Annotated in this window: 21 protein-coding genes and 4 pseudogenes; 8 read left to right on the plus strand and 17 right to left on the minus strand. The window is 70.9% G+C overall.

The window, feature by feature from the left end:
• Positions 1-65: 65 nt before the first annotated feature.
• From cpaB to OJJOAM_RS13735, 5 genes are all read right to left on the minus strand, one after another.
• Positions 66-923: a Flp pilus assembly protein CpaB gene (cpaB, locus tag OJJOAM_RS13715; RefSeq protein WP_422648267.1), complete on the minus strand. Its 858-nt coding sequence runs from the start codon at positions 921-923 to the stop codon at positions 66-68.
• Positions 924-1,020: 97 nt separating this feature from the next.
• A complete protein-coding gene (locus OJJOAM_RS13720) occupies positions 1,021-2,421 on the minus strand; it encodes an ATP-binding protein (RefSeq protein ID WP_422648268.1) in 1,401 nt (466 codons plus the stop codon).
• Between the two features lie 67 nt (positions 2,422-2,488).
• Positions 2,489-3,028, minus strand: coding sequence for an A24 family peptidase (locus OJJOAM_RS13725; protein ID WP_422648269.1), 540 nt, complete (start codon positions 3,026-3,028; stop codon positions 2,489-2,491).
• Positions 3,029-3,123: 95 nt separating this feature from the next.
• Positions 3,124-3,294: a Flp family type IVb pilin gene (locus OJJOAM_RS13730; protein ID WP_422648270.1), complete on the minus strand. Its 171-nt coding sequence runs from the start codon at positions 3,292-3,294 to the stop codon at positions 3,124-3,126.
• A 113-nt stretch (positions 3,295-3,407) separates the two neighbouring features.
• Entirely contained in the window at positions 3,408-3,581 is a 174-nt protein-coding gene (locus OJJOAM_RS13735) for a Flp family type IVb pilin (RefSeq protein WP_422648271.1), read from the minus strand.
• A 409-nt stretch (positions 3,582-3,990) separates the two neighbouring features.
• Here OJJOAM_RS13735 and OJJOAM_RS13740 point away from each other — a divergent pair, with 409 nt between their 5' ends.
• The 3 genes from OJJOAM_RS13740 to OJJOAM_RS13750 all read left to right on the plus strand — a co-directional run bounded on the left by OJJOAM_RS13740 (position 3,991) and on the right by OJJOAM_RS13750 (position 7,283).
• Positions 3,991-4,434 (plus strand): hypothetical protein, encoded by a 444-nt coding sequence (locus OJJOAM_RS13740; RefSeq protein WP_422648272.1) that lies wholly within the window; start codon positions 3,991-3,993, stop codon positions 4,432-4,434.
• 290 nt (positions 4,435-4,724) lie between these two features.
• Positions 4,725-6,014: a glycosyltransferase family 87 protein gene (locus OJJOAM_RS13745; RefSeq protein ID WP_422648273.1), complete on the plus strand. Its 1,290-nt coding sequence runs from the start codon at positions 4,725-4,727 to the stop codon at positions 6,012-6,014.
• 126 nt (positions 6,015-6,140) lie between these two features.
• A complete protein-coding gene (locus OJJOAM_RS13750) occupies positions 6,141-7,283 on the plus strand; it encodes a glycosyltransferase family 2 protein (RefSeq protein ID WP_422648274.1) in 1,143 nt (380 codons plus the stop codon).
• Positions 7,284-7,493: 210 nt separating this feature from the next.
• Here OJJOAM_RS13750 and OJJOAM_RS13755 read toward each other — a convergent pair whose 3' ends face one another.
• Positions 7,494-8,270 (minus strand): class I SAM-dependent methyltransferase, encoded by a 777-nt coding sequence (locus OJJOAM_RS13755; protein WP_422648275.1) that lies wholly within the window; start codon positions 8,268-8,270, stop codon positions 7,494-7,496.
• Positions 8,271-8,446: 176 nt separating this feature from the next.
• Here OJJOAM_RS13755 and OJJOAM_RS13760 point away from each other — a divergent pair, with 176 nt between their 5' ends.
• Entirely contained in the window at positions 8,447-9,694 is a 1,248-nt protein-coding gene (locus OJJOAM_RS13760) for a hypothetical protein (protein ID WP_422648276.1), read from the plus strand.
• A 93-nt stretch (positions 9,695-9,787) separates the two neighbouring features.
• Here the strand turns inward: OJJOAM_RS13760 and OJJOAM_RS13765 are convergent, their stop codons facing one another.
• From OJJOAM_RS13765 to OJJOAM_RS13775, 3 genes are all read right to left on the minus strand, one after another.
• A complete protein-coding gene (locus tag OJJOAM_RS13765; protein WP_422648277.1) occupies positions 9,788-10,333 on the minus strand; it encodes a GtrA family protein in 546 nt (181 codons plus the stop codon).
• A 52-nt stretch (positions 10,334-10,385) separates the two neighbouring features.
• Positions 10,386-11,762 carry a sigma 54-interacting transcriptional regulator gene (locus OJJOAM_RS13770; RefSeq protein ID WP_422648278.1) on the minus strand — a complete coding sequence of 459 codons (1,377 nt, stop codon included), beginning with the start codon at positions 11,760-11,762 and terminating at the stop codon, positions 10,386-10,388.
• 909 nt (positions 11,763-12,671) lie between these two features.
• The gene (locus OJJOAM_RS13775) at positions 12,672-13,577 is read right to left on the minus strand and encodes a LysR substrate-binding domain-containing protein (RefSeq protein WP_422649596.1); all 906 of its coding nucleotides are present in this window, start codon (positions 13,575-13,577) and stop codon (positions 12,672-12,674) included.
• Between the two features lie 177 nt (positions 13,578-13,754).
• Here OJJOAM_RS13775 and OJJOAM_RS13780 point away from each other — a divergent pair, with 177 nt between their 5' ends.
• Positions 13,755-15,020 (plus strand): MFS transporter, encoded by a 1,266-nt coding sequence (locus tag OJJOAM_RS13780; protein ID WP_422648279.1) that lies wholly within the window; start codon positions 13,755-13,757, stop codon positions 15,018-15,020.
• Between the two features lie 120 nt (positions 15,021-15,140).
• Here OJJOAM_RS13780 and OJJOAM_RS13785 read toward each other — a convergent pair whose 3' ends face one another.
• From OJJOAM_RS13785 to hemL, 4 genes and pseudogenes are all read right to left on the minus strand, one after another.
• Positions 15,141-15,635 (minus strand): TPM domain-containing protein, encoded by a 495-nt coding sequence (locus tag OJJOAM_RS13785; RefSeq protein WP_422649597.1) that lies wholly within the window; start codon positions 15,633-15,635, stop codon positions 15,141-15,143.
• A 46-nt stretch (positions 15,636-15,681) separates the two neighbouring features.
• Positions 15,682-16,519: pseudogene (locus OJJOAM_RS13790) on the minus strand (TPM domain-containing protein).
• 86 nt (positions 16,520-16,605) lie between these two features.
• Complete coding sequence (locus OJJOAM_RS13795) at positions 16,606-17,250, minus strand: LemA family protein (protein WP_149316919.1); 645 nt, start codon at positions 17,248-17,250, stop codon at positions 16,606-16,608.
• A gap of 218 nt (positions 17,251-17,468) precedes the next feature.
• A complete protein-coding gene (gene hemL, locus OJJOAM_RS13800) occupies positions 17,469-18,761 on the minus strand; it encodes a glutamate-1-semialdehyde 2,1-aminomutase (protein ID WP_422648280.1) in 1,293 nt (430 codons plus the stop codon).
• 202 nt (positions 18,762-18,963) lie between these two features.
• On the opposite strand from hemL, the gene OJJOAM_RS13805 reads away from it, so the two are divergent.
• Entirely contained in the window at positions 18,964-19,134 is a 171-nt protein-coding gene (locus OJJOAM_RS13805) for a rubredoxin (protein WP_006577065.1), read from the plus strand.
• A gap of 124 nt (positions 19,135-19,258) precedes the next feature.
• On the opposite strand, the gene OJJOAM_RS13810 is transcribed toward OJJOAM_RS13805, so the two are convergent.
• Both OJJOAM_RS13810 and OJJOAM_RS13815 read right to left on the minus strand, forming a co-directional pair.
• Positions 19,259-19,501 (minus strand): hypothetical protein, encoded by a 243-nt coding sequence (locus tag OJJOAM_RS13810; protein WP_006577064.1) that lies wholly within the window; start codon positions 19,499-19,501, stop codon positions 19,259-19,261.
• A pseudogene (locus OJJOAM_RS13815) lies at positions 19,494-20,931 on the minus strand (aldehyde dehydrogenase family protein). The gene OJJOAM_RS13810 and the pseudogene OJJOAM_RS13815 overlap by 8 nt, the downstream one beginning before the upstream one ends.
• A 258-nt stretch (positions 20,932-21,189) precedes the next feature.
• Here OJJOAM_RS13815 and ppa point away from each other — a divergent pair.
• Positions 21,190-21,718, plus strand: a pseudogene (gene ppa, locus OJJOAM_RS13820) (inorganic diphosphatase).
• Between the two features lie 73 nt (positions 21,719-21,791).
• Here the strand turns inward: ppa and OJJOAM_RS13825 are convergent.
• A complete protein-coding gene (locus OJJOAM_RS13825) occupies positions 21,792-22,742 on the minus strand; it encodes an ankyrin repeat domain-containing protein (protein ID WP_422648281.1) in 951 nt (316 codons plus the stop codon).
• A gap of 719 nt (positions 22,743-23,461) precedes the next feature.
• Positions 23,462-24,148, minus strand: a complete 687-nt coding sequence (locus tag OJJOAM_RS13830) for a hypothetical protein (protein ID WP_422648282.1) — start codon at positions 24,146-24,148, stop codon at positions 23,462-23,464.
• 925 nt (positions 24,149-25,073) lie between these two features.
• Here OJJOAM_RS13830 and OJJOAM_RS13835 point away from each other — a divergent pair.
• Positions 25,074-25,442, plus strand: a pseudogene (locus OJJOAM_RS13835) (DUF294 nucleotidyltransferase-like domain-containing protein); the annotation flags it as partial.
• Positions 25,443-25,693: the final 251 nt, after the last annotated feature.

Raw genomic sequence — 25,693 nt, forward strand, 5'->3', positions numbered from 1 at the left:
CGTGCTGCCTTCGATTTGCGGCATGCCCAGTCATGCCGCTGCCGTCCCGGCTGGAAAGATCCGGCTCAGAAACACTCGACACTGCCCTGCACGCCCGACAGCACGCCGATGCAGTGGCCGGCACGGGCCGGCGCGGCAGGGCGCGCGCGTACCGGCGCGCTGACCTTGACCGGCTTGAGCGGCGCGGGCGCCGGCGCCGCGGCGGGTGCGCCGAGCAGCGTGGTCTTGGTCGCGCCTTCGGTATCGACCGCGGCCAGGTCCACCTGATTGCGCAGCACCAGCGACAGCGTTCCCACGCTGCGCGCGACGTCGAGCTTCTCGGCCTGTTCGGGCGTGACCTCCAGCGTCACCGCATTGACCACCTTCGGCTGCGTGTCGTCGCGGCTCACCTGCTGCGCGACCGCCAGCACCAGGATCTTTTCCAGCACGATCTTCGAGATGCTGGCTTCGCCGTTGCCGCTGGCGGCGCCGTTGCGCCTGGCCTCGGCCGCGGTGTTGACGATCACGTCGACCAGGTTGCCCGGCAGCGCGAAGCCGGCCACGCCGACCACATCGTTGACGCGCACCGTGATCGCGCGCTTGCCCTCGCCGATCACCGCCGACAGCCCGCCCTTGGTGCCCTGCGGCGCCAGCTTGGCCTCGAGCAGCGGCTCGCCGCGCAGCACGCTGGTCCTGGCCACGCGTCCCTGCAGCAGCGCGGCGTTGGTGAAGGCGCCGGGCGGCACGCTGCCGCTGGGCCAGCTGACCATCCGCAACTGCTCGGGCCCGATCGGCTGGCCCAGATTGATGTCGCTGGCGGCCACCACCACCTGCGCCACCGAGTTCGACGACTGCTGCATCAGCCAGCGGGAGGCCGCGATCACCGCCGCCACCCCCGCGGCCAGTGCGACCAGAAGCATCAGAATTGCCCGTGCGTTTTTCATGGAAGCTCTCCCTGAGGTCGCCCTCGTTTCCCTCGTTCCCTGCGCGTTCGCTGCGTTCTTCCGCGTTTCCTTGCCGGCGCGGCGTCCGTCCGATCTGCTATCGCCGCGCCGTTCGCTCGCCGCTGCGCCAGCGCATGCCGTCGCCGGCCTCGCGGCCGAAATACGCCTGCCACGCCCGCCGCAGCGCTGCCTCGGTGACCCACGGCGGGTCGCCGTGGTAGCGCCGTGCCGAGTCGACGAGCTTGAGCAGGTCGCCCGGGATGCAGGCCAGCAGCGGAATTCCGTCGGCCAGGTGCAGGCCATCGAGCAGGAAGCGGAACACCTCGTCGGCGCCGTGCAGGCCGAGCGCGCGCGCGGCGCGCACGTAGACCTCGCGGTAGTCGTCCTCGGCCAGCGGGCCGATATAGAGCTTGCTGCCTAGCCGGCGCAGGAAGGCGTCGTCGCCCAGCGCGCTCGGCTCCAGGTTGGTCGAGAACACCGGCCACACATCGAACGGCACCGAGAAGCGCACGCCGCTGTGCAGCGTGAACATGTCGATGCCGCGGTCCAGCGGCACGATCCAGCGGTTCAGCAGTTCGCTGACGCCGACCAGTTGCCGGCCGAGGTCGTCGACGATGTAGACGCCGTTGTTGGCCTTCATGTGCGGCGGCGCCTGGTAGTAGCCCGCGACCTGGTCGTAGCGCAGGTCCAGCATGTCCAGCGTCAGTTCGCCGCCGGTCAGCACCGCCGGACGATGGCAGATGGTCCAGCGCCGGTCGGCGCCGCGCCGCCATCCGGGATTGCCGCCCTCGTCGAAGGGCACGTGCACCAGCGGATCGAATACCTGGATGATTTCCCCGGCCACGGTCAGCGCGTGCGGCACCGGCACCGCGCCGGGCATCAGCTCGCGCAGCCGCCGCGCCAGGAAGGTCTTGCCGCTGCCGGGCGGGCCGTACAGCAGCAGCGCCGCGCTCGCGTTCAGCGCGATGCCGGCCTCGTCGATCACGTGCGGCGCCGCCACCATGTCGCCCAGCACCGCGGCCACGTCCGCCTTCGACACGCTGGCCTGGCGCACCGAATGGCGCCGCACCGCTTCCAGGTAGGCGTCCAGCGTCACGGGCGCCGGGCCCGCATAGCTGCAGCGCGCGGCGAATTCGGCGGCGCGCGCGTAGCCGGCATCGGTGAGCCGGTAGCGCACGTCGAGGTCGCTGGCGCCGCGATGGGCGATCTCGAGCAGGCGTTCGCGCACGCACGAGGTCGCGATCTCGCCGATTACGGAGCCCGGCAGGCGCAGCGTCTCGGCCAGCCGCAGCAGCGTGACGTCGCGGTACAGATAGGCCACCTTCATCAGCAGGCTCGCCAGCATCGTGATGTCGATGCCGGTATCGGCGACGGTGCGCGGCGCCACGTGCCAGGGCTGCGGCTGCGCGGTCTCCGCCGCGTCGGCCGGTGCAGGGTCGCCGGCATTGGCCGCGGTCGGCAGCCGGTGCAGCGGCGTGGTCGGCTGTTGCTCGATCATGAGATCCCCCGATCTGTGCTGGTTGCCTGCCCGATGGGCCGGTTCGCCGGTATGGGTGCCATGGCGGCTATGCCGACGCGAACAGCATCGCGATCGTGCCGGCGGCGATGGCGATGCCGTAGGGCATCGCGCCGACCGACATCGATGGATCGAGCACGCCGGGCTTGGCCCGGTCCGGATTCCATCCGCCGGGCGCCCGCAGGATGTTCAGCATGTTGCGTCCCAGCTCGCGGCCGCGCCGGCGCAGCAGCGCCCACGCGAGGGCCCACGCGCCGCCGAGCACGAACGCCGCCAGCGCGATCTCGAAGGCCATGCCCGCGCCCAGCCATGCGCCCACTGCGGCCATCAGCTTGACGTCGCCGGCGGCCATGCCGCGCAGCAGATAGATCGGCAGGAACATCGCCAGCCCGGTCAGCCAGCCTGCCGTCCACGCCAGCGCGCCGGCGAGCGCGCCGGTCGTCGCCATCAGCACCGGCAGCGCCAGCAGCCAGGCGCCGAAGGTCAGCCAGTTCGGAATGCGGCGGCTGTGCAGGTCGGTCGCGGCCGCGGCCAGCACCAGCAGCATCGCGGCGGGTCCGATCAGCGTGGCGAGGTGCGATTGATACATGGCTGGCTCCAGTCGTTGGATGCGGGTCGTTCGGTGCAGGTCGTTCGGTGCAGGTCGTTCTCTGCGGGTCGTTCGATGCGACATGGGTACGTCGTTCAGAACGACGACGCGACCTTGTCGAAGATGGTGCTCAGGGTTTCGCCGACGGCCTTGACCGAGACGATGATCACCAGCGCGATCAGCATCGCGATCAGCGCGTACTCGATGCTGGTGACGGCTCGCTCTTCGTCGGCGAAGCGGCGGATGGCATTCGGTAGCGCGCGCATCGGTGTCTCCCTTTGGTGTCGTCGCGGGCCCGCGGGGCCGCAGCGTGTGGCCCCGCGGGGTATTGCTTGCGCCGGTCACGCCGGCGCGGACGTCGGCGGCCGGTTCGCGCCGCTTACTTCAGCGCGGACTGGACCTTGTCGAACACCGTGCTCAGGTTCTGCCCGACCAGCTTGACGCCGGCAATGATCACGATGGCGATCAGCGCGGCGATCAGGCCGTACTCGATGGCGGTGACGCCGTCTTCGTCCTGGACGAACTGGCTGGCTTGTTGCATCAGGTCTTGCATGGCTCTCTCCTTCGGTTGGAATGCAGGGCACTACTCTGTCGATTCGCTGCGGTCGGCAGCCGGGGCCGCGCGGTGCCGCGTTGGTGGGTCTGCGTGATGGCGCGCTCGATGGCACGCGGGCCGTCGGCGCGGCGGCCCGCATGCGGCGCAGGCATCGAAGGGCCAGCGGCCATGGCCGCCGCAATGTCCGGCGGGATCGCCATCCCGATGACGATCCGCATGGTCCGTGTTGCCGTTCAGCGCCAGGCGGCGCGCGCGGCGGTGCGTGTGGTCGCGCCGCGCATGCCGCGGCGCGGCGTGCCGCGGCGACGAGGCATCGGCGCCATGCATGCAGCGCAAGCGCGGCGCGCGGTGCGGCCGCGATCCCCGCGAGGCGGGAGGCTGCGTGAGGCGGTGCGGGTTCGTCAGCATGGTCGAGGTCCTGTCGCTTGCGGCGCGCTCGCGCTGCTGCCGCGTGATTCGGGTCTGCTGCCCGGGCGGCGGCGCTTTGCCGGCGACCGTGTGGCCACATCAAGGCAAGAGCTTTGCCAGCCGGCACGCAATCGTTGTGCGGCAAGGCTTTGCGGCAGGCACGGTGCCGATCGGCCGCCCGATGACAGCGTCCTGGACGGTCGCTCGTTTCCGTGCGGAAACGCGATGCCGCGCGATGGCGGGGCGATACGGCGCAGGCATCGGACGCGCACTCGCCGCAATGGATGAGATGCGTCATGCGGCGGCGATTGACGTGGCGGCGTGCCGGGGTGCCGGCCTCATCCTTTCGCACGAGGGCGGCGAAGGCGCGGGTCGACGCTGCGCGGCGATCGCCATCCACCTGGCGCAGTCCGTTTGCGCCGGCGCCGTGTTTCCCGCCTGAAACGTCGACGCCCCCCGCGGCGTGGCATCGGGCCGCGCCCGCACGCCCGGGACGCCGACGGACACGATGCCCACGCGGCCGCGAGCACCGCACCGGCGCGCCAGCGCGCGCCCGCAGCGGCAATCGCGGCCGTTCGCCGCGCCGTGCTTCCGCGCGGAAACGTCGGCGCGCGAATCGCCTCGATCGCCGCGGCCACGTCGGGCGGCGCGCCTTGCGCCGCGGGCCGCGTCTGATAGAACAAGGACAACGCGATGCCGCGTGGCCGCGCCGATCTCCTTCAGAGCGAACCCATGACCCTTGAACGCGCCTCGATTGCGACCACACTGCCCGCCGCGCACGGACAATGGCTGACGCTGGAGCGCGTGCGGCTGTACGCGGGCGCGATGCTGCTGGCCCAATGCCTGGTCCTGGCGGCATGGGCCTGGATCACGCGGGGCTTCACCGTGGATACCATCGTTCGGCCCGGCGCCGACTTCTCGGTGTTCTGGAGCGCCTCGCATCTGCTGCGCGGCGCCGGCGCGCTCGCGGTCTACGACTATGCGCAGCTGCAGCCGGTGATCGCCGCGCATGGCGCCGTGCCGCCCGACTCGGGCTTCTATCTGCCGTGGCTCTACCCGCCGACCTTCCTGTGGGTCGTGCTGCCGCTGTCGCTGCTGCCGTTCGCATGGAGCTACTTCGCTTTCATCGGCCTGTCCGCGGCCGGCTATGTCGCCGGGCTGCTGCGCCTGGCCGCGCTGGCCTCGCCGCCACGCGCGGCGCGCGGCGCGATCGTGATGGCGCTGCTTGGCTTCCCTGGCCTGTTCCTGGCGGCGACCATCGGGCAGAACGCGCTGCTGACCGCGGCGCTCGCCGCATGGGCGCTGGTGCTGCTGCCGCGCCGGCCGCTGCTGGCCGGCGTGCTGATCGGCCTGCTGGCGATCAAGCCGCAGCTGGCGCTGATGTTCCCCATCGCATTGATCGCCGGGCGCGAATGGCGCGCGCTGGCGGCCGCGGCGGCCACCGCGGGACTGCTGGCCGCGGCAAGCGTGGCGGCGTTCGGCTGGCAGACGGTGCCGGCCTTCCTGACGGTCACCGCGCAGGTCACCGACTTGCTGATTCAGGAAGGCATCCGCGCCTGGTACGTCAGTCCGACGTTGCTGGCCTCGGTGCGGCTCGCCGGCGGCGCGCCGACGCTGGCCTATGCGATGCAGGCGGTGCTGACGCTGGCGACGGCCGGCGCGCTGGCCTGCATATGGCGCCGCCATCGCGACACCGGCCTGCGTACCGCCGCGCTGGCGTTGGCGGCGATGCTGGCCACGCCCTATCTCTGGTACTACGAGCTGGCGTGGCTCGGCATGGCGGTGGCGGGCCTGGCGGTGGAGGGTGTGCGGCGTGGCTGGATGCCGGGCGAACGTCTGCTGCTGGTCGCGCTGTGGTGCATGCCGATGCTGATGTTCGCCAATGCGCTGGCGCAGCAGTGGCAGGGCGGGGTGCAGCTGCTCGCGCTGGGCATGGCCGCGGTGCTGCGGCGCGCCTGGCGGACGGACACCGATACGGGCAGCGTCGGGGGGCGGGGGGGGACGGGACATGTCGCGACATGACAGGATTGGCGCCGCGAGCCAGCGCCGCCGCGAGGACACGGGGGGCAGGGAGGAGAACCGCCGGGGGCGCCGTCGCGGGCGCCCCCAAAGGCGGCAATGTCGGCGGTGGCAACCACGTCCGCTCTGATGACGGCCCTCATGGGGGGCTGTCACGGTGTCTTCCATGGCGGCCTCGGCGGCGAGGGTACGGCCGAGGGGTCCGCCGGCGCGCCGGCCGGGTCGTCCGGGGCCGCGCGCCACGATCGCCAGACGCCGTGGCATCGCGATACGCGCCTGCTGTCGCTGGTGGCGCCCTGCTACAACGAGAGCGATGCCATCGTGCCGTTCTTTTCGCGCGTGATCCCGGTACTCGAAGCGATCCCCGGCATCCGTTTCGAGATCGTCTGCGTCAACGACGGCAGCGGCGACGACACGCTGCCGCGGCTGCTGGCGCAGGCACGCGCCGATGCGCGCATCCGCGTGATCGACCTGACCCGCAACTTCGGCAAGGAGGCCGCGCTGACCGCCGGCATCGACGAGGCGTTCGGCGATGCGGTGGTGCCGATCGACTTCGACCTGCAGGACCCGCCCGAACTGATCGGCGAGATGGTGGCGCGCTGGCGCGAAGGCGCCGAGGTGGTGCTGGCCCAGCGCGTCGACCGTGCCTGCGATTCGTGGCTCAAGCGCGTGACCGCCGGTGCCTACTACCGGCTGCACAACCGCATGTCGGAACTGCGGCTGCCCGAGAACGTCGGCGACTTCCGGCTGATGGACCGCGCCGTGGTCAACGCGCTGAAGAGCCTGCCGGAGCGGCGCCGCTTCATGAAAGGACTGTTCGCCTGGGTAGGCTTCCATACGGTGACGCTGCCGTACACGCGCGAACCGCGCAGCGCCGGGCAGTCGAAATTCTCCGGCTGGCGGCTGTGGAATTTCGCGCTGGAGGGCATCACCAGCTTCAGCACGGTGCCGCTGCGCTGCTGGACCTATATCGGCGTGGCCGTCGCCTTCGCCGCCTTCTGCTATGGCAGCTTCATCGTCGGCCGCACGCTGTGGCTGGGCGTCGACGTGCCCGGCTACGCCTCTCTGCTGTGCGCGCTGCTGTTCTTCGGCGGGCTGCAGCTGATCGGCGTCGGCGTGGTGGGCGAATACGTCGGCCGCATCTATCACGAGACCAAGGGCCGTCCGATCTATCTGGTGCGCCGGCGCTACCAGGAGCGGCCGGCGACGCAGGGACTCGGCGGCCGCCGCGTGATCGAGCTGTCGGCGGTGCAACGGGCGCGCACGCGCTGATTCGGCGGCGCGCTGGCCTCGAACGCGCTGACCTCTAACGCGCTGACCTCTAACGCGCTGACCTCTAACGCACCGACCTCTAACGCATCGACCTCTAACGCACCGACCTCTTGCGCGCTGACCTCGAACGCGCTGAGGTCGAACGCGCTGATCGCAAGCAATCCGGCGCCGCGGCAGCGATGCCGCGGCGCTCTGTCTTGTTCCCTGTTGTCAGACAGCCCGCGCCACCGCGAGCAGCGATACCCCGAACGGCAAGGTGCCGTGCCGCAGCCAGTGCCGCTCGCTGCGGAACAGCGTGTACAGCAGCGCGTTCAGCAGGGCGGGCGGCATCGCCGTGCCGGTCGAGCCGCCGGCCTCGCCCGGCACGCCATGCTCCGGCACGCGCGCGTGCAGCAGATCGTGCAGCCGGTCGTGCCAGCGCGCCGCCACCGCCAGCGGGAACAGCACGGTGTTGAAGTAGCTCACCGTTTCCACGCACAGCCCCGCGTTGCCGAGGCGCGTGGTCAGCGCCATACGGCGATAGCGGCGCTGATGGTGCAGGAACACGTCATGCCGGCTCCATAGCCACGGATGCGCCGGCACCGTGATCAGCGCCGCGCCGCCGTGCCGCAGCAGCGAGCGCACCGCCAGCAGCGCGCCGGCATCGTCGGCGATGTGTTCCAGGCAGTCGAGCAGGCAGACCAGGTCGAAGCTGCCCGGGCGGTACGGCATCGCGTCGGGGCAGCGGCCGTCGGCGATGGCATAGCGGCCCGCGGTCTTGGCCACGGCGAGACGGCGCGCCATCGCGTCCATCTCGAGGCCGCTGACGGTGCCGAAGCGCGCCAGCATGTCGAGATTGCCGCCGGTGCCGGCGCCGATCTCGAGGATGGCGGCGCCGGGCGGCAGCGCCAGCTGCTCGAGCACCGCGGCGACGATGTCGCGGCGTGCGCGGAACCACCAGTGATCGGCTTCGGTCTGCGCCATTTCGAGATAGGCTTGCGGCGACATGGTGGTCTCCTAGGGGAAGGGGCCGCGCGGATGGCGGCGGGCAATCGCGCGTGGCGTACAGGGACCACTCGCCGGCCGTACGCAGCCGTTCCACGCGGCAATCGGCCGCGGCGAAATAGCCGGCGGGCAGCGGCGCCGGCGCGCCGCACGAACAGGTAGCGATAGCGTCCCGCATCGTGGCGGTGCCAGTCGAAGTTGGCTGGGAACGCGTTGTCGAGCATGTCGGCGGGATCGAGCGGCGGCGCATGGCCGCTGCGATAGCGGACGATCTGCGGCAGGAACCAGGCGAAGTTGAAGTCGACCAGTCCGCGCCGCCGCGCCTGGTACCACAGCGGGAAGTGCTGATAGGCGCCGGGATGCGCGGCGGCCGCGCTGCCGGCATCGAACACCAGCATCAGCGCCCGCTGGCCCGGCGCGGCCGCGGCGAGTACCGCGTCGAAATCGCGCGTCTCCGCGCCAAAGGCCAGCGTGCGCCTGGCCTGCCAACCCAGGTGCAGCGCGCAGGCCGCGCACAGCGCGACCGCGCACCAGCGCGCAGGTACCGCGCCGCGCGCCCTTGCCGTGCCCGTCGGCGCCGCGAACAGCAGCGCATAGCACGGCAGCAGCAGGATGCCGAAGCGCTGGAACAGGAAGGCGGTGCGCATCGCGTAGTGCGGCACGCACAGCCAGACCAGCAGCACGGCCGCAAGCGGCAGCCAGGCCTGCGGTCGACGCCAACGCGGCCGCAGGCCCATCGCCCACGGCGCCGTCAGCATCAGCAGCGTGGCCAGCGCGAAGGGCAGATGCGTCGACCACGCGCCCCAGGGCGAGACCAGCAGCAACGGCACGCGCATCCAGTCCCAGCGCCATTCGACTGCGGGCCACGCGTAGTCCAGCGTGGCGTCGAACCGCTGCGCGTGCCACGCGTACAGCAGCGCGACCAGGCCCAGCAGCGCGTACGGCATCAGCGCGAGCAGCACGATGCGCGACGTGTGCGAGGAGCGGGCGCCTTGGACACCGTCGCTGCGGCGGGCACGGCGGACGATGCCAACCAGTCCGACCAGCGTGCAGGCGCCGCCCACCGCGCAGAAGAACAGGAAGACGAGCCCATGCGCGACGAACAGCAGCGCGCCGCCGGCGACGATCGTCGCGCCGCTACGCAACGTCGGCGACCGCGCGTGGCGCCATGCGGGCAGCAGGAACAGCAGGCCGAGCGGCACCGCCAGCAGGAAGGTCAGGAAGCCCCATTCATAGGCGAAGCCGAAGAATCCCGGCACGAACAGCCAGTCCAGCCGCGCATCGGCTCCAAGCAACCGGCGCAGCGCGACGCAGGCGCCGATACAGGCGAGATAGGCCAGCGACAGCAGCAGCTTCAGCGCGGCCGCCACCGGCATCCACCACGACAGCGCCAGCGCCGCGCCATAGCCGAGCAGGTAAAGGCGTGAACGGATTGATGCGCAGGTCCTGCTGCCATGGCGAGTTGCCGGCCAGCAGGTCGCGCAGCGCCGCCACCTGCCCGGCATGCTGCGGCAGATCGATCATCGGGGGGATAGGGCGCAAGCCAGGGCAGGACCGTGCCGGCAGCGACGGCCAGGACGAAGGGGGCGTGCGCCGTGGCCACGCGCGTTCGCGGGATCCACCCGGCACGGCCGCCGCCTTCCCGCTGCCCGCAGCGCACGCCCGCGCGAAACGCCCAATGGCGCGCCCCCCAGGTACGTCAGCCCCGTATAGACGGCCATGCCGCCGGATTGCGCCAGCAGGCTGCGCGGCGCCAGCACGCTAGACAGGGCCAGCACCGTCGCCAGGTTTGCCAGGTAGCCGAGCCCGCAGACCGCGCCGAAGCGCCACAGGCTCGCCGGCACATGGCCGCGATGCGCGAAGGTCCAGCGCCGGTTCAGCGCGAAGCTCCACAGAAAGCCGACCGCATAGCCGGCGGCATTGGCCGCGGCCGGATGCCAGTCCAGCCCGCGCAGCGCCAGCCAGATCGCGGCGAAGCCCAGCACGGAATTGCTGGCGCCGACCAGCAGGTAGCGCAGGCCGGTGTGGCGGACGGCGGCGCGCGGCCGCGCGGTGGCGGATGGCATGCGGGCGGCTCCGATGGCGGCGCGGGCAGCGATGGGTGGGAGCGCCCGGCGCTCAGCTCTCGTGCGCCACCAGCCCGAGGTCCTGCCTGCGTACCTGCAGCTTGTAGTCGCGCATCATCCGGAACAGCGTCACGCGCGATACGCCGAGTTCGGCCGCGACGTCGATCAGCCGCTCGTGATGGCGTTGCAGGGCCTCGCGGATCGCGTTGCATTCGGCCGCTTCGCGCACCGCGGCGAGCGTGCAGGGATGCGTCTCGGCGGGCGGCTGCAGGTCCAGATCGGCGGGGCGGATCACGCCGCCTTCGCACATCGCCGCGGCATGGCGGATGCGGTTGATCAGCTCCCGCACATTGCCCGGCCACGGATGCACGGCCATCGCGCGCATCGCGGAGTTCGAGAAGCCCTTGATGCGTGCCGGTGCCTGCCGCCGGATCTCGCCGAGCACATGCTCGGCCAGCAGCACGATGTCGCTGCCGCGCTCGCGCAGCGCGGGCTGGCGGATGCGCAGCACGCACAGCCGGTGATACAGGTCCTGGCGGAAGCGGCCGGCCGCTACGGCCGCCTCGAGATCGACGTGCGTGGCCGAGACGATGCGCGCATCGACGGCGACCGATTCGGTGCCGCCCAGGCGCTCGATGCAGCCCGTTTCGAGAAAGCGCAGCAGGCTGGTCTGGCTCTCGAGCGGCATGTCGCCGATCTCGTCGAGAAACAGCGTGCCGCCCTGGGCCAGCTCGATGCGGCCCGGCTTGCGCTTGAGCGCGCCGGTGAATGCGCCGCGCTCGTAGCCGAACAGTTCGGACTGCAGCAGCGCGGGCGGGATCGCCGCGCAGTTCAGCGCGACGAAGGGTTGCGCGGCACGCGGCGAGGCGCGATGGATCGCCTGCGCGGCCAGTTCCTTGCCGGTGCCCGATTCACCGCCGATCAGCACCGGCGCATCCCAGCGCGCAACCTTGGCGATACCGCGGAACAGCGCCTGCATCGCCTCGCATTCGCCGACCATGCCGGCCGGTCCCAGTGCACGCGCGTTGGGTGCCAGGCTGTCGTGGCGCAGCTGGACCATGCCCCAGGCGTGGCCGAGACCCTGGGCCAGCGTCGCCGATTCGAAGGGCGCGGTCAGATAGTCGATGAAATACAGCCCCAGCAGCCGGCGCGCGGTCGGCGTCAGCCGGTCGCGGCAGTCCACCATCGCGATCCACGCGATATTGGGCTGCGCGAACCAGGGTTCGAGCGCCTCCAGTTCGGCATCGTCGATATCACTGCCCAGATCGAGCAGGCCGGCGATCGGCTGCTCGTCGAGCGGGTGCGCTTCGACCTCGTGCGGGTTGGCGGCGAACAGCAGCTTCCAGCCACGCTGGCTGAGGAAGCGGCAAAGATTGGCCTCGTGGTGCTGCGATACGAACAGCAGCGGGCGGGTGATGGCGCCGCTCATGATGATTCCCCCGGATTCTTCTTATTGCCGAGGCAGGCGCGGGAAACGTCCCGCGCCTGCCACGGTCCGGCCGGTGGCGGACCGTCCCAGACAGACGTGCCCGTCGCCCGTTCTCCGCTCGCGCGAAGATGCCCATCCCCAACCCAGGCAATGAGCAGACCTCCCATTGCCTGACCGCTGCTTCAAAACATGACCAGTGGCCAGTGGCGCATCACCTGTGTTGTGGCACCGGGCGGGAGCGGTCGTGGTGCCGCCTTGCCGCCCGGCGTTGCGGCGTGCCTTCTTGCGAGGCCGCACGCGTTTTTGTAACGATTCACCCAGCGACGAGCGTGCCACGCTCGATAAGTTGTTGATTTTTATTGCGTTTATTTCGGCGCACTTGTTACATCGGCGAAATCTTGTAACACCATGTATCTGACATGGAACGGCGGCCGCTTCAGGGGCGATGCACTCCAGTGCATCAGTCGCGAAGGATGAGGCGAACGATTCTTATTCTTTTGGTTGAATGTGGCGAGAAAGGACGGTGATGGCGGGGCCGGCGACGTATGGCTTCATCGGCACCACCGCCCGGGCAGGGTTTTCGCCGATGTGACAGCGTGCCGTGCCGGCGTGCCAAATGGTTGCATTTGCTTTACAGCGTTGTGCCACCGATGAAACGGCAAGACGGAACCCTGCATGCGCCACGGCATCCCGGCATCGCCCGGATGGGCGGCCCGGCGCATGGGCCACCGCGGGCGGGCAAAGGACGCCCGATGCCCATGCGGGCCGCGCGCGCCGACCGGCCTCATCCATTTGGCGTAGGCGGCGCACCTACGGCATGGTCGCTCCGGCGCTGGCCAGAGTGTTCAGGTTCTGAAACAACGCGACACCGAAGGGTTACCCGGCGTCCGTCGCCGATACGCCGCTGTGTCACTCCGCGGCACCGGCATCGGGCAGGCGCGACGCCTCGATCTGCTGCCGCAGCCACGCGTGCATGCGCCGGATCGCACTTTCGTGCGGATGGCCCTCGCGCCAGATCATCCAGTACTGCAGCGTCGACGGAATCCGCGTGGGGCCGATCTGGACCAGCGCGCCGCTGACCAGGTAGTCGTGGGCCAGCAGCGCGCGCGCCGTCGCCACGCCGACGCCGGCCACCGCCGACTGCAGCAGCATGCCGGCGTCCTGGAAGATCGGCCCGCGCTCCGGCTCGTGGGTCGGCAGGCCGGCCTGCTCGAGCCAGTCGCGCCAGGAACGCAGCGCGAAGCGCAGCATCGGCAGGCGCGGCAGGTCGGCCACCGTGAAGCCGGGATAGCGGGCCAGCAGCGCGGGGCTGGCCACCGCGATCACGGTGTCCTCGATCAGCCGGTGGCATTCGAAGCCGGGCAGGTCGACGCGCTGGTGCCAGATGCCGACGTCGACCGAATACGGGTCCGGCGGCGGGATCTCGGCATGCAGGCGCAGGTGCACGTCCAGCATCGGCATCGCCTCGTACAGGCTCGGCAGCCGCCGGATCAGCCAGGCGTTGGCCAGGTCAGCCATCACGCTGACCTCGAGCCGGACCGCCGGCTGCTCGCCCTCGCCGCCGGCCTCGTTCAGCGCCTGCTGCAGGCCATCGAGCGCGGCGCGCACCCGTTCGGCCAGCCGCGCGCCGACGCTGGTGGGCAGCATGCGGGCGCCGGCCCGCTGGAACAGCTTGGTGCCCAGGCTCTGCTCCAGCGCGCGCACATGGTGGCTGATCGCGCTGTGCGTCAGCGCGAGTTCCTCGGCCGCGCGCGAGAAGCTGCGATGGCGCGCCGCCGCCTCCAGCGCGCGCAGCGCCTGCAGCGGGGGGAAGATGGGGAACCTGGGCCATGGTGTCGAGGGAAGAGGAAATCAGAGTGGGACGAAGCCGAGGTCGATTGAAATCGAGATGGCGAAAACGGCACAAGCGGACGCCAGCCGTCAAATTCTACTCACAATCCGGGCGGGAATTCTTCGTTGGTGCTGCGTCTCCGGAGCGCCGACAATCCGCGCATGACAACCGCAACGCTTTCTCCTTCCGGACTTCCCGCCGCGGCCAGCGGCCTGCGCTGGCGCGTGCTGGCGATCTTCTCGCTCGGCTTCTTCGTCTCCTACGTCTACCGCGGCGTCAATTTCGGCTTCGCGCCGTATCTGTCGCGCGAGTTGGGCCTGTCGGCCAGCGATCTGGGGCTGCTGACCAGCTGCTACTTCCTCGGCTTTGCCTGCGCGCAATTGCCGGCCGGCCTGCTGCTGGACCGCTTCGGTCCGCGCCGCACCGAGGCCGCCTTGCTGCTGGTGGCGGCGGCCGGCACGCTGCTGTTCGCGCTGGGCGAGGGCATGGCGGCGCTGGCGGCGGGGCGGATGCTGATCGGCGTCGGCGTGTCGGTCTGCCTCGGCGCCGCGATCCAGGCGCTGTCGATGTGGTTTCCGTTGTCGCGCATGCCGCTGCTGAACGGCCTGGTGATGGCGATCGGCGGCCTCGGCGCGGTGGTCGTCGGTACGCCGCTCGATTGGCTGTTGTCGCTGGTGGACTGGCGCGCCGTCTGCATGGGATTGGGCGGCGTCACGCTGGCGATGGCGCTGCTGCTGTGGTTCGGCGCGCCCGAGGCCGCGCGGCCCGGCGCCCGCGAGAGCCTGGGCGCGCAATGGCGCGGCACCGTGGCGATCCTGCGCAGCGCGCCGTTCTGGCGCGTGGTGCCGCTGACGCTGCTGAACCAGGGCGTGTTCCTCGCGGTGCAGAGCCTGTGGGTCGGCGCGTTCCTGCGCGATGTCGGCGGCGTGGAGCCGGCCCAGGCGGCGCGGCTGGTCTCGCTGATCGGCTTTGCGATGATGGGCGGCTGCGTGGTGACCGGCTGGGCCGCGCGCCATCTGGAGCGGCTCGGCGTCAGCCTCTACGTGTTTGCGGGTGCCGGCATGACGATGTTCATCGTGGTGCAGGCGCTGCTGATGGCCGGCGCGCCGCTGCCGGCCTGGCTGCTGTGGTCGGGCTACGGCGTGTTCGGCTCGACCGGCATCCTGACCTATGCGGTGCTGGCGCGCCAGTTCGACGGCGCGATGATCGGGCGCGCGACCACCGCGCTGACGCTGACGGTGTTCCTGGCGATCTTTGTCTGCCAGCTCGGCATCGGCATGGTGCTGGATCTGTGGCCGGCGGTGGCGGGCCGCTATCCGGTGCGCGCGCATCTGGCCGCATGGGCCGTGCTGGTCGGATTGCAGGTGCTGGCGGCGATCTGGTACTGGATGGGCGCGCGGCGGCATCGCGGCGCGGCCGCGGCATAACGGGCGGGAACGCAGGGACGGAGGAACGTCAGAACGCCGGAGCGCAGGAAGGCAGGGATGCCGGAGCGCAGGAGCGCAGGGGGCGGGATGGCTGTAGCGCGGGTAGGCACCGCCCCCGCGCTACAGCACAATCGGCCGGTCGTCGAGCTCGTTCGGATTGCCGTCGCCGTGCTGCGGGAAGTGTCTGGCCAGCAGCGCGTGCACCTGCGCCACCGTGGCGAGCACCGGCTCGATCGACAGATCGCCGGCGAGACCATGTGCCAGCGACTGGCACAGCGCGGCCCAGGTCTCGTGCTCGACACGCGCATCGATGCCGCGGTCCGCCAGCAACTCGACCGCATGATCGGCGAGGTTGATATAGAGCAGCACGCCGGTGTGGTCGGCGGTGTCCCAGACCTCGAGCGCCGCGAACAGCGCGCGGGCGCGATCGCGCGGCGTCACGCCGGCCCAGGCCTGCGTCGCCGGCAGGCTCGATTCGATCACCACGCGGACTTCGCCGCGATGCTGGCGTTCGCCGTCGCGCACGGCGCGCTGCAGCCGCGCCAGAGCATCGGGCGGGAAGTGGCGATGCGCGAACGATACCGGGGTCAGCGCATGGCGCAGGGCGCGCCGCAGTCCGCGAGGGGGGCGAAGGTGAACGGGTGGGCATGATGTCGTTCCCTTACCAGTTGCCGGAGGCGCCGCCCCCCATCGAAGCCGCCGCCGCCTCCACCGCCAAAGCCGCCCCCGCCGCCACCGCCGCCAAAGCCGCCGCCACCGAAACCCCCGCCGCCATGATGGCGGCCCCAACCGCCACCGAGGCCACCGAGTCCTCCCAGCCCGCCGAGGCCGCCCGCGGCGGCATCCCAGCCGCGCCGGCCGACCACGATCTGGCGGCGGCGTCCGCGCGTGGCGGAGAACAGGAAGAAGGCGATGATCAGCAGCGGAAACAGCACCGGCAGCCAGTCGGCGAGCCCGCTCTGCTGCGCCTGCCGGCGCGCCTGCGGGCCCGGCAGCGCTTCCTTGTCGATGGTCGCCTGGATCGCCGAGATGCCGGCGGCCAGGCCGCCATAGAAATCGTTCTGGCGGAAATGCGGCGCCATGATGTCCTGCAGGATGCGCCTGGACATCGCGTCGGTCAGCGAGCCCTGCACGCCGCGGCCGACTTCGAGCCGCATCTTGCGCAGACCGGGCGGATTGTCCTTGGCGATCAGCACGATCACGCCATCGTCGATGCCCTGGCGGCCGGCGCGCCAGGCGTCGGCCACGCGGATGCTGTAGGCGTCGATGGTCTCGGGATCGGTGGTCGGCACCATCAGCACGAAGATCTGGCTGCCGCGCGTGCGCTCGTAGTCGGCCAGCACGTTTTCCAGCGCGCTGCGCTGCGCCGGCGCCAGCGTGCCGGTCAGATCGGTGACGCGCTGGGTCAGCGGCGGCACCGCGACGAAGCCGTCGCCCTGGGCACGCGCCGCGCCGGCGGCGCCCAGCAGCATGGCCAGCGCGAGCAGGGATGCCAGCATCGGCACCAGCGTGGGTACCAGTATCGGCACCAGCGCTGCCCGCAGCCGGCGCCGGAGTCCGGCGGCGAAGGTCATCGGCACGAGGCTCAGAACTTGACCGCCGGCGGCGTCGAGATCGCCTTCTCGTTCTCGACCGTGAACGACGGCTTGACCTCGTAGTTGAAGATCATCGCGGTCAGATTGGTCGGGAAGCTGCGCGCGAGCACGTTGTAGTCGCGCACCGCGGCGATATAGCGCTGGCGCGCGACCGTGATGCGGTTCTCGGTGCCTTCCAGCTGCGATTGCAGGTCGCGGAAGGCGGCGTCGGCCTTGAGCTGCGGATAGTTCTCGGCGACCGCCAGCAGCCGCGACAGCGCGCCGCTCAGTTCGCCCTGCGCCTGCTGGAAGCGCTGGAAGGCCTGCGGGTCGTTCAGCGTTTCGGGCGTGACCTGGATGCTGGTGGCGGTGGCGCGGGCCTTGGTCACGGCCTCGAGCGTCTCGCGCTCATGCGAGGCGTAGCCCTTGACGGTATTGACCAGGTTCGGAATCAGATCGGCGCGGCGCTGGTACTGGTTGACGACCTCGCCCCAGGCCGCCTTGATGGCTTCGTCCTTGGCCTGGAAGTCGTTGTAGCCGCAGGCGCTCAGCAGGCTCGCCAGCCAGGCCAGCAGCAGCCAGCGCAGCGGGCGCAGCGACAACAGGGAAGACCGCGACGAAGCGAAGGTGGGCGACGAGGAAAGGAAGGCGCGCATCGGAAACTCCGTGGATCATCGGAACGCCAGTGTAGCGCACCGGCCGCTTGATTCATCCACGGAGCGGGCGTTGGGACAGGGTGCCGGGCGGACAGGCAGCGCCGGGAAGCGCGGCCTTGCTGCAGGGCTCACTGCACCGCCCCACTGCGCGGCCTCACCGCACCGCCTCACTGCAGCGCCTCACCGCACCGCCTTGCCGCGGCGCCTCTTTGCCCTCGTTACAGCGCCGCGAAGGCCCGGCGCGCGGCCTCGAAGGTCGCCTCGAGGATCGCGTCGTCGTGCTGCGCGCCGACGAAGCCCGCCTCGAAGGCGGACGGCGCGAGGTAGACGCCGTTGTCCAGCATCGCGTGGAAGAAGCGGTTGAAGCGCGCGGTATCGCATTGCGTGACCTCGGCAAAGCTGCCCGGCACGCCCTCGCGGAAATACAGCCCGAACATGCCGCCGATCGCATCCGCGGCGAACGGCACGCCCGCGGCGCGCGCGGCCTCGGCCAGGCCATCGGCCAGCTTGCGCGTCTGCGCGGCCAGCCGGTCGTGGAAGCCCGGCGCCTGGATCAGCTTCAGCGTCGCCATGCCGGCCGCCACCGCCAGCGGATTGCCCGACAGCGTGCCGGCCTGGTAGACGCCGCCCAGCGGCGCCAGCTTGGCCATGATGTCGCGCCGGCCGCCGAAGGCCGCCGCCGGCATGCCGCCGCCGATCACCTTGCCCAGGCAGGTCATGTCGGGCTTGATGCCGTAGTGCGCCTGCGCGCCGCCCAGCGCGACGCGAAAGCCGGTCATCACCTCGTCGAAGATCAGCACCGCGCCGTCGGCGCTGCACAGCCGGCGCATCGCCTGCAGGAAGGCATCGCTGGCGCGCACCAGGTTCATGTTGCCGGCCACCGGCTCGACGATCACCGCGGCGATCTCGCCGGCGTGGCGCGCGAAGGCCTGTTCCAGCTGCTCGACGTTGTTGTACTCGAGCACCATCGTGTGGCGCGTGACGTCGGCGGGCACGCCGGCCGACGACGGCGCGTTCTGCGTGGTGTCGGCGAAGGTCAGCAGGCCCGAGCCGGCCTTGACCAGCAGGCTGTCGGCATGGCCGTGATAGCAGCCCTCGAACTTGATGATCAGGTCGCGCCCGGTGAAGCCGCGCGCCAGCCGCAGCGCGCTCATGGTGGCCTCGGTGCCCGAGGACACCAGCCGCACCTGCTCGATCGACGGCACCAGCCTGCAGATTTCCTCGGCCATCTCGATCTCGGCCTCGGTCGGCGCGCCGAACGAGAAGCTGCCGGCCGCGACCCGCTGCACCGCACTGACGACTTCGGGGTGGGCATGGCCGACGATCATCGGACCCCACGAACCGATGTAGTCGATATAGCGCTGGCCATCCGCGTCCCACATGTAGGGACCTTCGGCGCGCTCGATGAAGCGCGGCGTGCCGCCGACCGAGCGGAAGGCGCGCACCGGCGAATTGACGCCGCCGGGAATGGTCTGCTGGGCGCGGTCGAAAAGCTGCTGGTTTCGTGACATGTCGTGATCTGCCTGGAGGAGGAGAGGGGGGTGCCGCCGGGAGGGAGGCGGGCGGACGCCAATTCGCGCGAACCGTCTGCGATCGGCTGCAATCCGCGTCAATCGCCATCGATATCGGCGCCAAATACCGGGATGCCGGTGGCGCGCCGCGCGTCGATTCGGTACCATCTGCGCTGAATTTTAATCGAGACGTCACCACCCTATGGAATACAAGACCTGGATGTGCCTGATTTGCGGATGGATCTACGATGAAGCCGCCGGCGCGCCCGAAGACGGCATCCCGCCCGGAACCAAGTGGGAGGATGTGCCGATCAACTGGACCTGCCCGGAATGCGGCGCCCGCAAGGAAGACTTCGAGATGGTGGCGATCTGAGGGGCGGTCCGGCAGCTATCAGGTACGCATTACACGCATCCCCGCACCCATCCCCCGCACGCCTCCCCGCACAACGAATCGGCCGGCGGCGGCCATCGCCGCCACCGTCCGGCCCTCGGCTCTCCTAGCCCGAGAACGGCCCGCGCCCCCGCAGCGCATTGGCCACCATCATCAGCGCCAGCAGGAACGGCAGCGCGACATACAGGCACCAGTGCACCCGGTCGCCGATCGTTTCGCCCCACTTGCGCTTGAACACCTGCAGCCGCGGCATGCCCGACGGATTGGTGGCGCGCTTGTGGTTGACGTGCCAGGCCATCCAGAAAAAGAAGATGGCGAAGGCGACCGAGAGGAAATTGATATTACCCATGGTGGATGGCGATGGTTTTGAGGGGTGGTGAAGCCGTATAGCGCCTCGAAACCCTTTTCGCGCCCGTGGCCCGACTGTCCGGAGCCGCCGAACGGCAATTCGACGCCGCCGCCGGCGCCATAGTTGTTGATGAAGACCTGGCCCGCGCGCACCTTGCGGGCCAGCCGCAGCTGGCGCGCGCCGTCGAGTGTCCAGATGCCGGCGACCAGCCCGTAGGGCGTGCCGTTGGCCAGCGCGATCGCGTCCTGTTCGTCGTCGAAGGGCATCGCCGCCAGCAGCGGGCCGAACACCTCCTCCTGCGCCAGCCGGTGCGTCGCCGGCACGTCGCGCAGCAGCATCGGCACCTGGTAGTAGCCGGTCTCGGGCGCGTCGGCGACGATCTGGCCCTGCGCCATCACCGGGATGCCGGCGTGCTGCGCGTCCGAGACGAAGTCCCAGACCCGCTGCTGCTGCTTGCGGCTGATCAGCGGTCCGCATTCGAGGTCCTGCTCGGCGGGGCCGACCCGCAGCGACTCGAATACCATCGCCAGCCGGTCCAGCAGCGCGTCGTACAGCGGGCGCTCGACCAGCAGCCGGCTGCCGGCCGAGCAGGTCTGCCCGGCGTTCTGCACGATGCCGCGCACCACGACCGGCACCAGCGCATCGACATCGGCGTCGGCGAACACGATCTGCGGCGACTTGCCGCCCAGTTCCAGCGTCACCGGCACATGGTTCTCGGCGGCCATCTGCGCGACCAGCTTGCCGGTCTGCGGCGAGCCGGTGAACGACAGGTGGTCGATGCCGGGATGGCGCGCCAGCGCGGCGCCGGCCTCGTGGCCATAGCCGGTCACCACGTTCAGCGCGCCCTCGGGCAGGCCCACTTCGGCGGCCAGTTCCGCCACCCGCAGCAGCGACAGGCAGGCGTCCTCGGCGGGCTTGACCACGCAGGCGTTGCCGGCGGCCAGCGCCGCGCCGACGCTGCGGCCGAAGATCTGCAGCGGATAGTTCCACGGCACGATATGGCCGGTGACGCCGTGCGGCTCGCGCACGGTCAGCACCGTATAGCCGTTCTGATACGGGATGGTCTGGCCGTGCAGCTTGTCGGCCGCGCCGGCGTAGAACTCGAAATAGCGGGCGATCGCGCGGGCGTCGGCGTGCGCCTGGCTCAGCGGCTTGCCGGTGTCGCGCGCCTCGAGCGCGGCCAGTTCGGCCTCGTGCTCCGCGAGCTTGCGCGCCAGGTCCGTCAGCAGGCGGCCGCGCTCGGCGGCGGACAGCGCGCCCCAGGCGCCGTCGAAGGCCTGGCGGGCGGCATAGACCGCGGCGTTGATATCGGTTGCGTTGCCGCGCGCGATCTCGGCGAAGGGCGCGCCGGTGGAGGGGTCGAACACCTTGATGCGCATGCCGGAATCCGGCGCCATCAGGCGGTTGGCAACGAAGTGCTGGGCGTGCATCGTCATGCTCCGGCTGAAATTCCAAGCCGGCATTATCGCCCAGCCGGACCGCGCGGCCGCAAGCGCGCCGCGGCAGCGCCCCGGCGGAGCGTCGCCAGAGCGTCAGCAGCGCATCGGCAGCGCGTCGCCACCGCGTCGGCAAGGCCGCCGGGCTCGTCCCCCGGCTTGTCAGTTCCCGGTCAGACCGAGCCGCTATAATGCCGGCCATCGTCAAACCTTGGCCAAATACCGGCCGAATACAGGCATCTGGAGAACCGCATGAGCTTCAATCTCGTCCCGCCGGGCAAGGACATCCCGAACGACTTCAACGTGATCATCGAGATCTCGGCCCAGAGCGATCCGGTCAAGTACGAGGCCGACAAGGAAACCGGCCTGCTGTTCGTCGACCGTTTCATCGGCACCGGCATGCGCTATCCGGCCAACTACGGCTTCATTCCGCAGACGCTGTCGGGCGACGGCGACCCGGTCGACGTGCTGGTGATCACCCCGTTCCCGATCCTGGCCGGCGCCGTGGTGCGCTGCCGCGCGCTGGGCATGCTGAAGATGACCGACGAAGCCGGCGTCGATGCCAAGCTGGTCGCGGTGCCGGTCGACAAGCTGTCGCCGGCCACGGCCTACATGAAGGGCCTGTCGGACGTGCCGCAGAACACGCTGGACCAGATCAAGCACTTCTTCGAGAACTACAAGGCGCTCGAGGCCGGCAAGTGGGTCAAGGTCGAGGGCTGGGGGCGGCATCGAGGAAGCGCACAAGGAAATCACCGACGGCGTGGCGAACTACAAGAAGTAAGCCGCCGCACGATCCCGCTGCTTGCGCCCGATGCTTGTGGCGGGGCGGCGCGCTCTCCCCGGGCGCGCCGCAATCAGAACCATTGCCGCAGGCGCCGCAGCGCCGGCGGCAGACGCGGCGCCGGCCTCGCCTTCGAGGCCGCGTCCGCGGTGGCGGCGACCTTCGCGGCTGCGTCCGCAGTGGCGGCCGCCATTCCCTCCCGCTGTTCCACCATCCCTTTCCCCGTCGTTGTCCCGCAGGCGCTTACCGCAGCGGCATTGGCCTCGGCGTGCATCGCGGGCACCGTCTGCGCCAGCGCGGCCCGCAGCGGCGCACCGCAGGCTTGCGCCACCGCCGTCTCGGCGACCATGCCGCTTTGCTGCAACTGCCGTCGCTCGTCCGCGTCGAGCCATTGGCCGGCATCGAGAAAGGCCCGCATCGCGTCGACCCGTCCCATCCTGCAGGCCTCGAAGATCGGCCGCTCGCCCGCGGCATTGCGCGCCTGCGGGTCGGCGCCGCGCGCCAGCAGCAGCGTCACCGTGGCGGCATGGCCCGCCGCGGCGGCCGCATGCAGCGGCGTGCGCTGCTGGCGGTCGCGCTCGACCAGGCTCGCGCCCTGTTCCAGCAGCCAACCGATCGCCGAGCGGTTGCCGTGATAGGCGGCTTCGTTCAGCGCGCTGCGTCCATTGTCGTCGCGGGCCAGGGGATCGGCGCCCTGGATCTTCAGCCAGGCGAGCAGCGTGCGGGTGCGTTCGCCATGGTCCTCGTGCGTGGCGAGCTGGATCGGCAGGCGGCCGGTCTCGGTGCGCCTGTGTGGATCGGCACCGAGCCGCAACAGCGACACGGCGAGCGCGAGTTCGTGATGCTCGCAGGCCAGGTGAAAGGCGTTGCGCCCGTCCGGCCCGGGCCGGTCGATGAAGGCCCGCCGCTCGGCGTCCGGCACGGTCTCCGGCACCGCCTGCACCACCGCCTGCACGACCGCATGCACGACGTCCAGGCGGCCCTCCCTGCAAGCCTGCAGCCAGCCCTGGTGCAACCCCCGCATCGACCATCGTGGCATGGCGCTCGCCGCGTAGCCGCGCCAGCGCCTGCGCGGCGCGCGCCTGCTGCTCGACCGTGGGCAGGTTCAAGGCATCGAGCTGGTCTTTGAGCTCGCACAGCATCGCTTCGAGCGCGGTCCACTCGTGTTCGAGATCGGCGCGCAATGCTGCCCATCTGCACGGCGGCCCGAACGAGAAGCGCCGGTGCACGGCCATCTCGTCCTCGAGCCGCCCTTCGAAGCGCGCGACGCGGCGCGCCAGTTCGTCGGCGTCGAGCCGGACGAGGCCGCTGCCGTCTTCGGCGACCACATGCGCGGCCCTTGTGTCGGGGATGCGGGCCTCGATGGTCTCGCGATAGCGCGCGGCGATCGTGGCGGCCAGCGCGTCGAGTTCGGCGAGATAGCGCTTCGCCAGCGCTTGCTGCGCGTCCGTCGCGGCCAGGCCTTCGTCCGGGCCATCGCGCCCGTCGTCGCGCCCGTCGTCGCGCAGCAGCCTCAACTGCAGATGCACCACCTGCGAGCGCCGGCTCAGCCATCGCTCCAGTTCCTCGACCGGCGACACCACCGGATGGTGCGCGATGGCGGCCTGTGCCATCTGCTGCGTCAGCGCGTCGGCGCGCGCGCTCAGGGCGTTGTGAGCGGATATGGACAGCATGGCGGATCTCCGGCTGAGGGTGCGCAATCCCGGCGCAAGGCGGGTGCACTGCGGACGCACCGCGAACGCACTACGGACGCACTGCGGACGCGATGCCAATGCAATGCGGACGAGATCGAACGGGCTCCGAATCTAACGGCGCGCGCACCGTGCCCTGTCGAAATTGGCATCGTCTCTGTCGCGAATGGTCAGCGCCGACTGGTTGGCGGCAGGGCCATCGCCTACCGTTCGCTGCGCCGCCGGTGCCCGCAGCCAGGCGGTGCCATCCGGCGAACAGCGCGGGTCGGGGGAGGGTTGCATTGCCATGTTGAGCACCGTCAGCACACGTATCGGCATGCTGGTCCAGCTGGGGACCGGCCTGCTGCCCGGCACACAGCGCGAAGCGCAGCGGGACGCGCTGCGCGAGGCCGTCTTCGCCGGCGATCGGCGGCGCGTCAAGGACCTGCTGGCCGGCATGCCCGCCCTGGCGCGCGCCGTCGACGACGACGGCGACTCGCCGCTGCACTGGGCCGTGCGCGCCGCGGCGCGCCACGACGCCGAGGACTGGCGCGTCATCGTGACCTGCGTGCTGGAAGCGGGTGCGGACTGCACGGCCAGGAACCGGCAGGGTTTGACGCCGCTCGATCTCGCCGCCCAGGTGCCATACGATCCGGCGGTGCTGCGCGCGCTGCGTGCCGGCGACCGGCACGCGGCGCACGACTCCGCCGACGCCGCCGCCGACGAGGCCGCCGATGCTGCCGATGCCGGGGGGCGGCATCGACGCAGGCCGATTCGAGCGCCGATTCGACGAAGGCCGATTCGAAGGAAGCCGCATCGGCGAGGATGCGGCATACGACCGCGAGGGCATGACGGTCCAGCAGGGCCTGCACGGCATTGCGGCCCTGCTGCGCGCGCAGGCCGATCCGCCCGTCGCCGTGCCGCGGCTGCTGGGCCAGCTGGCCGCGCTGTTCCGCGACGCCGACGCCGATTGCGCCAAGGCCTGCCTGTCGTGTCTGCGCCTGCTGCTGCAGCGGTATCCGACGCTGGACCAGACCTGCCGGGACGACATGGTGCCGTTGTACGAGGCGCTGGTGCGGATGTGGGCGCGCGGCAGCCATTGGAAGGAGGGCTTCTGCTACGCGCATCACGCGCGGCGCCTGCTGCCGGCCGGCGGGCGCCGCGCCGCAGAGCTGGGCGCGGCGATCGACCGGCTCGAAGCGGCGATGGTGCGCGAGCACCTGTCGCAGTGGGCGCCGCGCGCGCAGGTGCAGCTGCGTGCCGCGCTGTTCGATCTCGGCACGCAGTGCGCGTCGATGACCGCGCCTTTGCGGATGCTGGAGCGCGCGCATTGCCTGTTTCAGGCGCTGGCGCGCACCGAGGCGCTGATGGCCGCGCATGGCATGGTGCTCGCGCCGGAGGAGGTCCCGCACGACGCCTTGCCGGCGCGCCAGCTGTCGAGCGCGATCGCCACGGTGCTGGACCGCATGCGCCGGACCGCCAGAGGGGCCATCGATTTCGTCGACGTCGCGCAGCGCGTGCTGCTGCTTGCCGAAGCGGCCGGCGCGATCGGCCTGCACGCGCATGGCGCCGCCTGGTGCGACAGCGTGGTGCGCAACGTCGTGCAGGAGGAATGCGTGGCCTCGCTCAGGAGCTACGACTGCGGCGCGCATCGCCGCATGGCGCAGGCCCTGCGCGGCGCAGCGATGGCGCTTGGCGCGCGCGCCGATCCGCCACGGCCGGTCTGGCGCGCGCTGCGCGACAGCATCGATGCCTTGCGGGCCCAGGCCGCGGCGGAACTGGCGCATGTGGAACTGCCCGATCCGAGCGATCGCGCGGCGCTGCGCGATTGGGCGACCCCGCTGCCCATCGAGGACCTGCAGGAACGGCTGACCGCGCGCTACAAGGCGCTGGTCGCGCAGATCGCCCGCGCCTGTCGGCACTGGATGCTGACCGAGCCGCCGTGCGCGTTCGCCATCGTCGGACTGGGCTCGATGAGCCGCGGCGACATGAGTCCGTATTCGGACTTCGAATATGCGCTGCTGCTGGCCGAGCCCGCGCCGGCCGGCAGTCTCGCGCAGGCATGGTTCGCCAGCTTCGGACGGCTGTTCGACCTGGCCGTCTGCAGTCTCGGCGAAACGGCGGCGGGCGGCGATCACCCGCTGCCGGCGCCGGGCGGATTCGAGGTCGATGCCGGCGTGCGCGTGGCGGCGTCGGCGCTGGCCTGGACCGGCACGCCGGAGCAGCTTGCCGACGCGCTGCGCCAGCGCAGCACGGCCAACGCCAACGCCCATCCCGATTCGGACCAGGGGCTGCATTTCTCGTT

The organism is Cupriavidus sp. H18C1 (genome assembly GCF_049311595.1).
Classification (GTDB): Bacteria; Pseudomonadota; Gammaproteobacteria; order Burkholderiales; family Burkholderiaceae; genus Cupriavidus; species Cupriavidus cauae.

Excerpts from the sequence above, each read along its gene's own strand:
- cpaB (WP_422648267.1), bottom strand. The coding sequence starts at position 923 with ATGAAAAACGCACGGGCAATTCTGATGCTTCTGGTCGCACTGGCCGCG.
- OJJOAM_RS13720 (WP_422648268.1), bottom strand. The coding sequence starts at position 2,421 with ATGATCGAGCAACAGCCGACCACGCCGCTGCACCGGCTGCCGACCGCG.
- OJJOAM_RS13725 (WP_422648269.1), bottom strand. The coding sequence starts at position 3,028 with ATGTATCAATCGCACCTCGCCACGCTGATCGGACCCGCCGCGATGCTG.
- OJJOAM_RS13730 (WP_422648270.1), bottom strand. The coding sequence starts at position 3,294 with ATGCGCGCGCTACCGAATGCCATCCGCCGCTTCGCCGACGAAGAGCGA.
- OJJOAM_RS13735 (WP_422648271.1), bottom strand. The coding sequence starts at position 3,581 with ATGCAAGACCTGATGCAACAAGCCAGCCAGTTCGTCCAGGACGAAGAC.
- OJJOAM_RS13740 (WP_422648272.1), top strand. The coding sequence starts at position 3,991 with ATGGTCGAGGTCCTGTCGCTTGCGGCGCGCTCGCGCTGCTGCCGCGTG.
- OJJOAM_RS13745 (WP_422648273.1), top strand. The coding sequence starts at position 4,725 with ATGACCCTTGAACGCGCCTCGATTGCGACCACACTGCCCGCCGCGCAC.
- OJJOAM_RS13750 (WP_422648274.1), top strand. The coding sequence starts at position 6,141 with ATGACGGCCCTCATGGGGGGCTGTCACGGTGTCTTCCATGGCGGCCTC.
- OJJOAM_RS13755 (WP_422648275.1), bottom strand. The coding sequence starts at position 8,270 with ATGTCGCCGCAAGCCTATCTCGAAATGGCGCAGACCGAAGCCGATCAC.
- OJJOAM_RS13765 (WP_422648277.1), bottom strand. The coding sequence starts at position 10,333 with ATGCCATCCGCCACCGCGCGGCCGCGCGCCGCCGTCCGCCACACCGGC.
- OJJOAM_RS13770 (WP_422648278.1), bottom strand. The coding sequence starts at position 11,762 with ATGAGCGGCGCCATCACCCGCCCGCTGCTGTTCGTATCGCAGCACCAC.
- OJJOAM_RS13780 (WP_422648279.1), top strand. The coding sequence starts at position 13,755 with ATGACAACCGCAACGCTTTCTCCTTCCGGACTTCCCGCCGCGGCCAGC.
- OJJOAM_RS13795 (WP_149316919.1), bottom strand. The coding sequence starts at position 17,250 with ATGCGCGCCTTCCTTTCCTCGTCGCCCACCTTCGCTTCGTCGCGGTCT.
- hemL (WP_422648280.1), bottom strand. The coding sequence starts at position 18,761 with ATGTCACGAAACCAGCAGCTTTTCGACCGCGCCCAGCAGACCATTCCC.
- OJJOAM_RS13805 (WP_006577065.1), top strand. The coding sequence starts at position 18,964 with ATGGAATACAAGACCTGGATGTGCCTGATTTGCGGATGGATCTACGAT.
- OJJOAM_RS13810 (WP_006577064.1), bottom strand. The coding sequence starts at position 19,501 with ATGGGTAATATCAATTTCCTCTCGGTCGCCTTCGCCATCTTCTTTTTC.
- OJJOAM_RS13825 (WP_422648281.1), bottom strand. The coding sequence starts at position 22,742 with ATGCGGGGGTTGCACCAGGGCTGGCTGCAGGCTTGCAGGGAGGGCCGC.
- OJJOAM_RS13830 (WP_422648282.1), bottom strand. The coding sequence starts at position 24,148 with ATGCCGCCCCCCGGCATCGGCAGCATCGGCGGCCTCGTCGGCGGCGGC.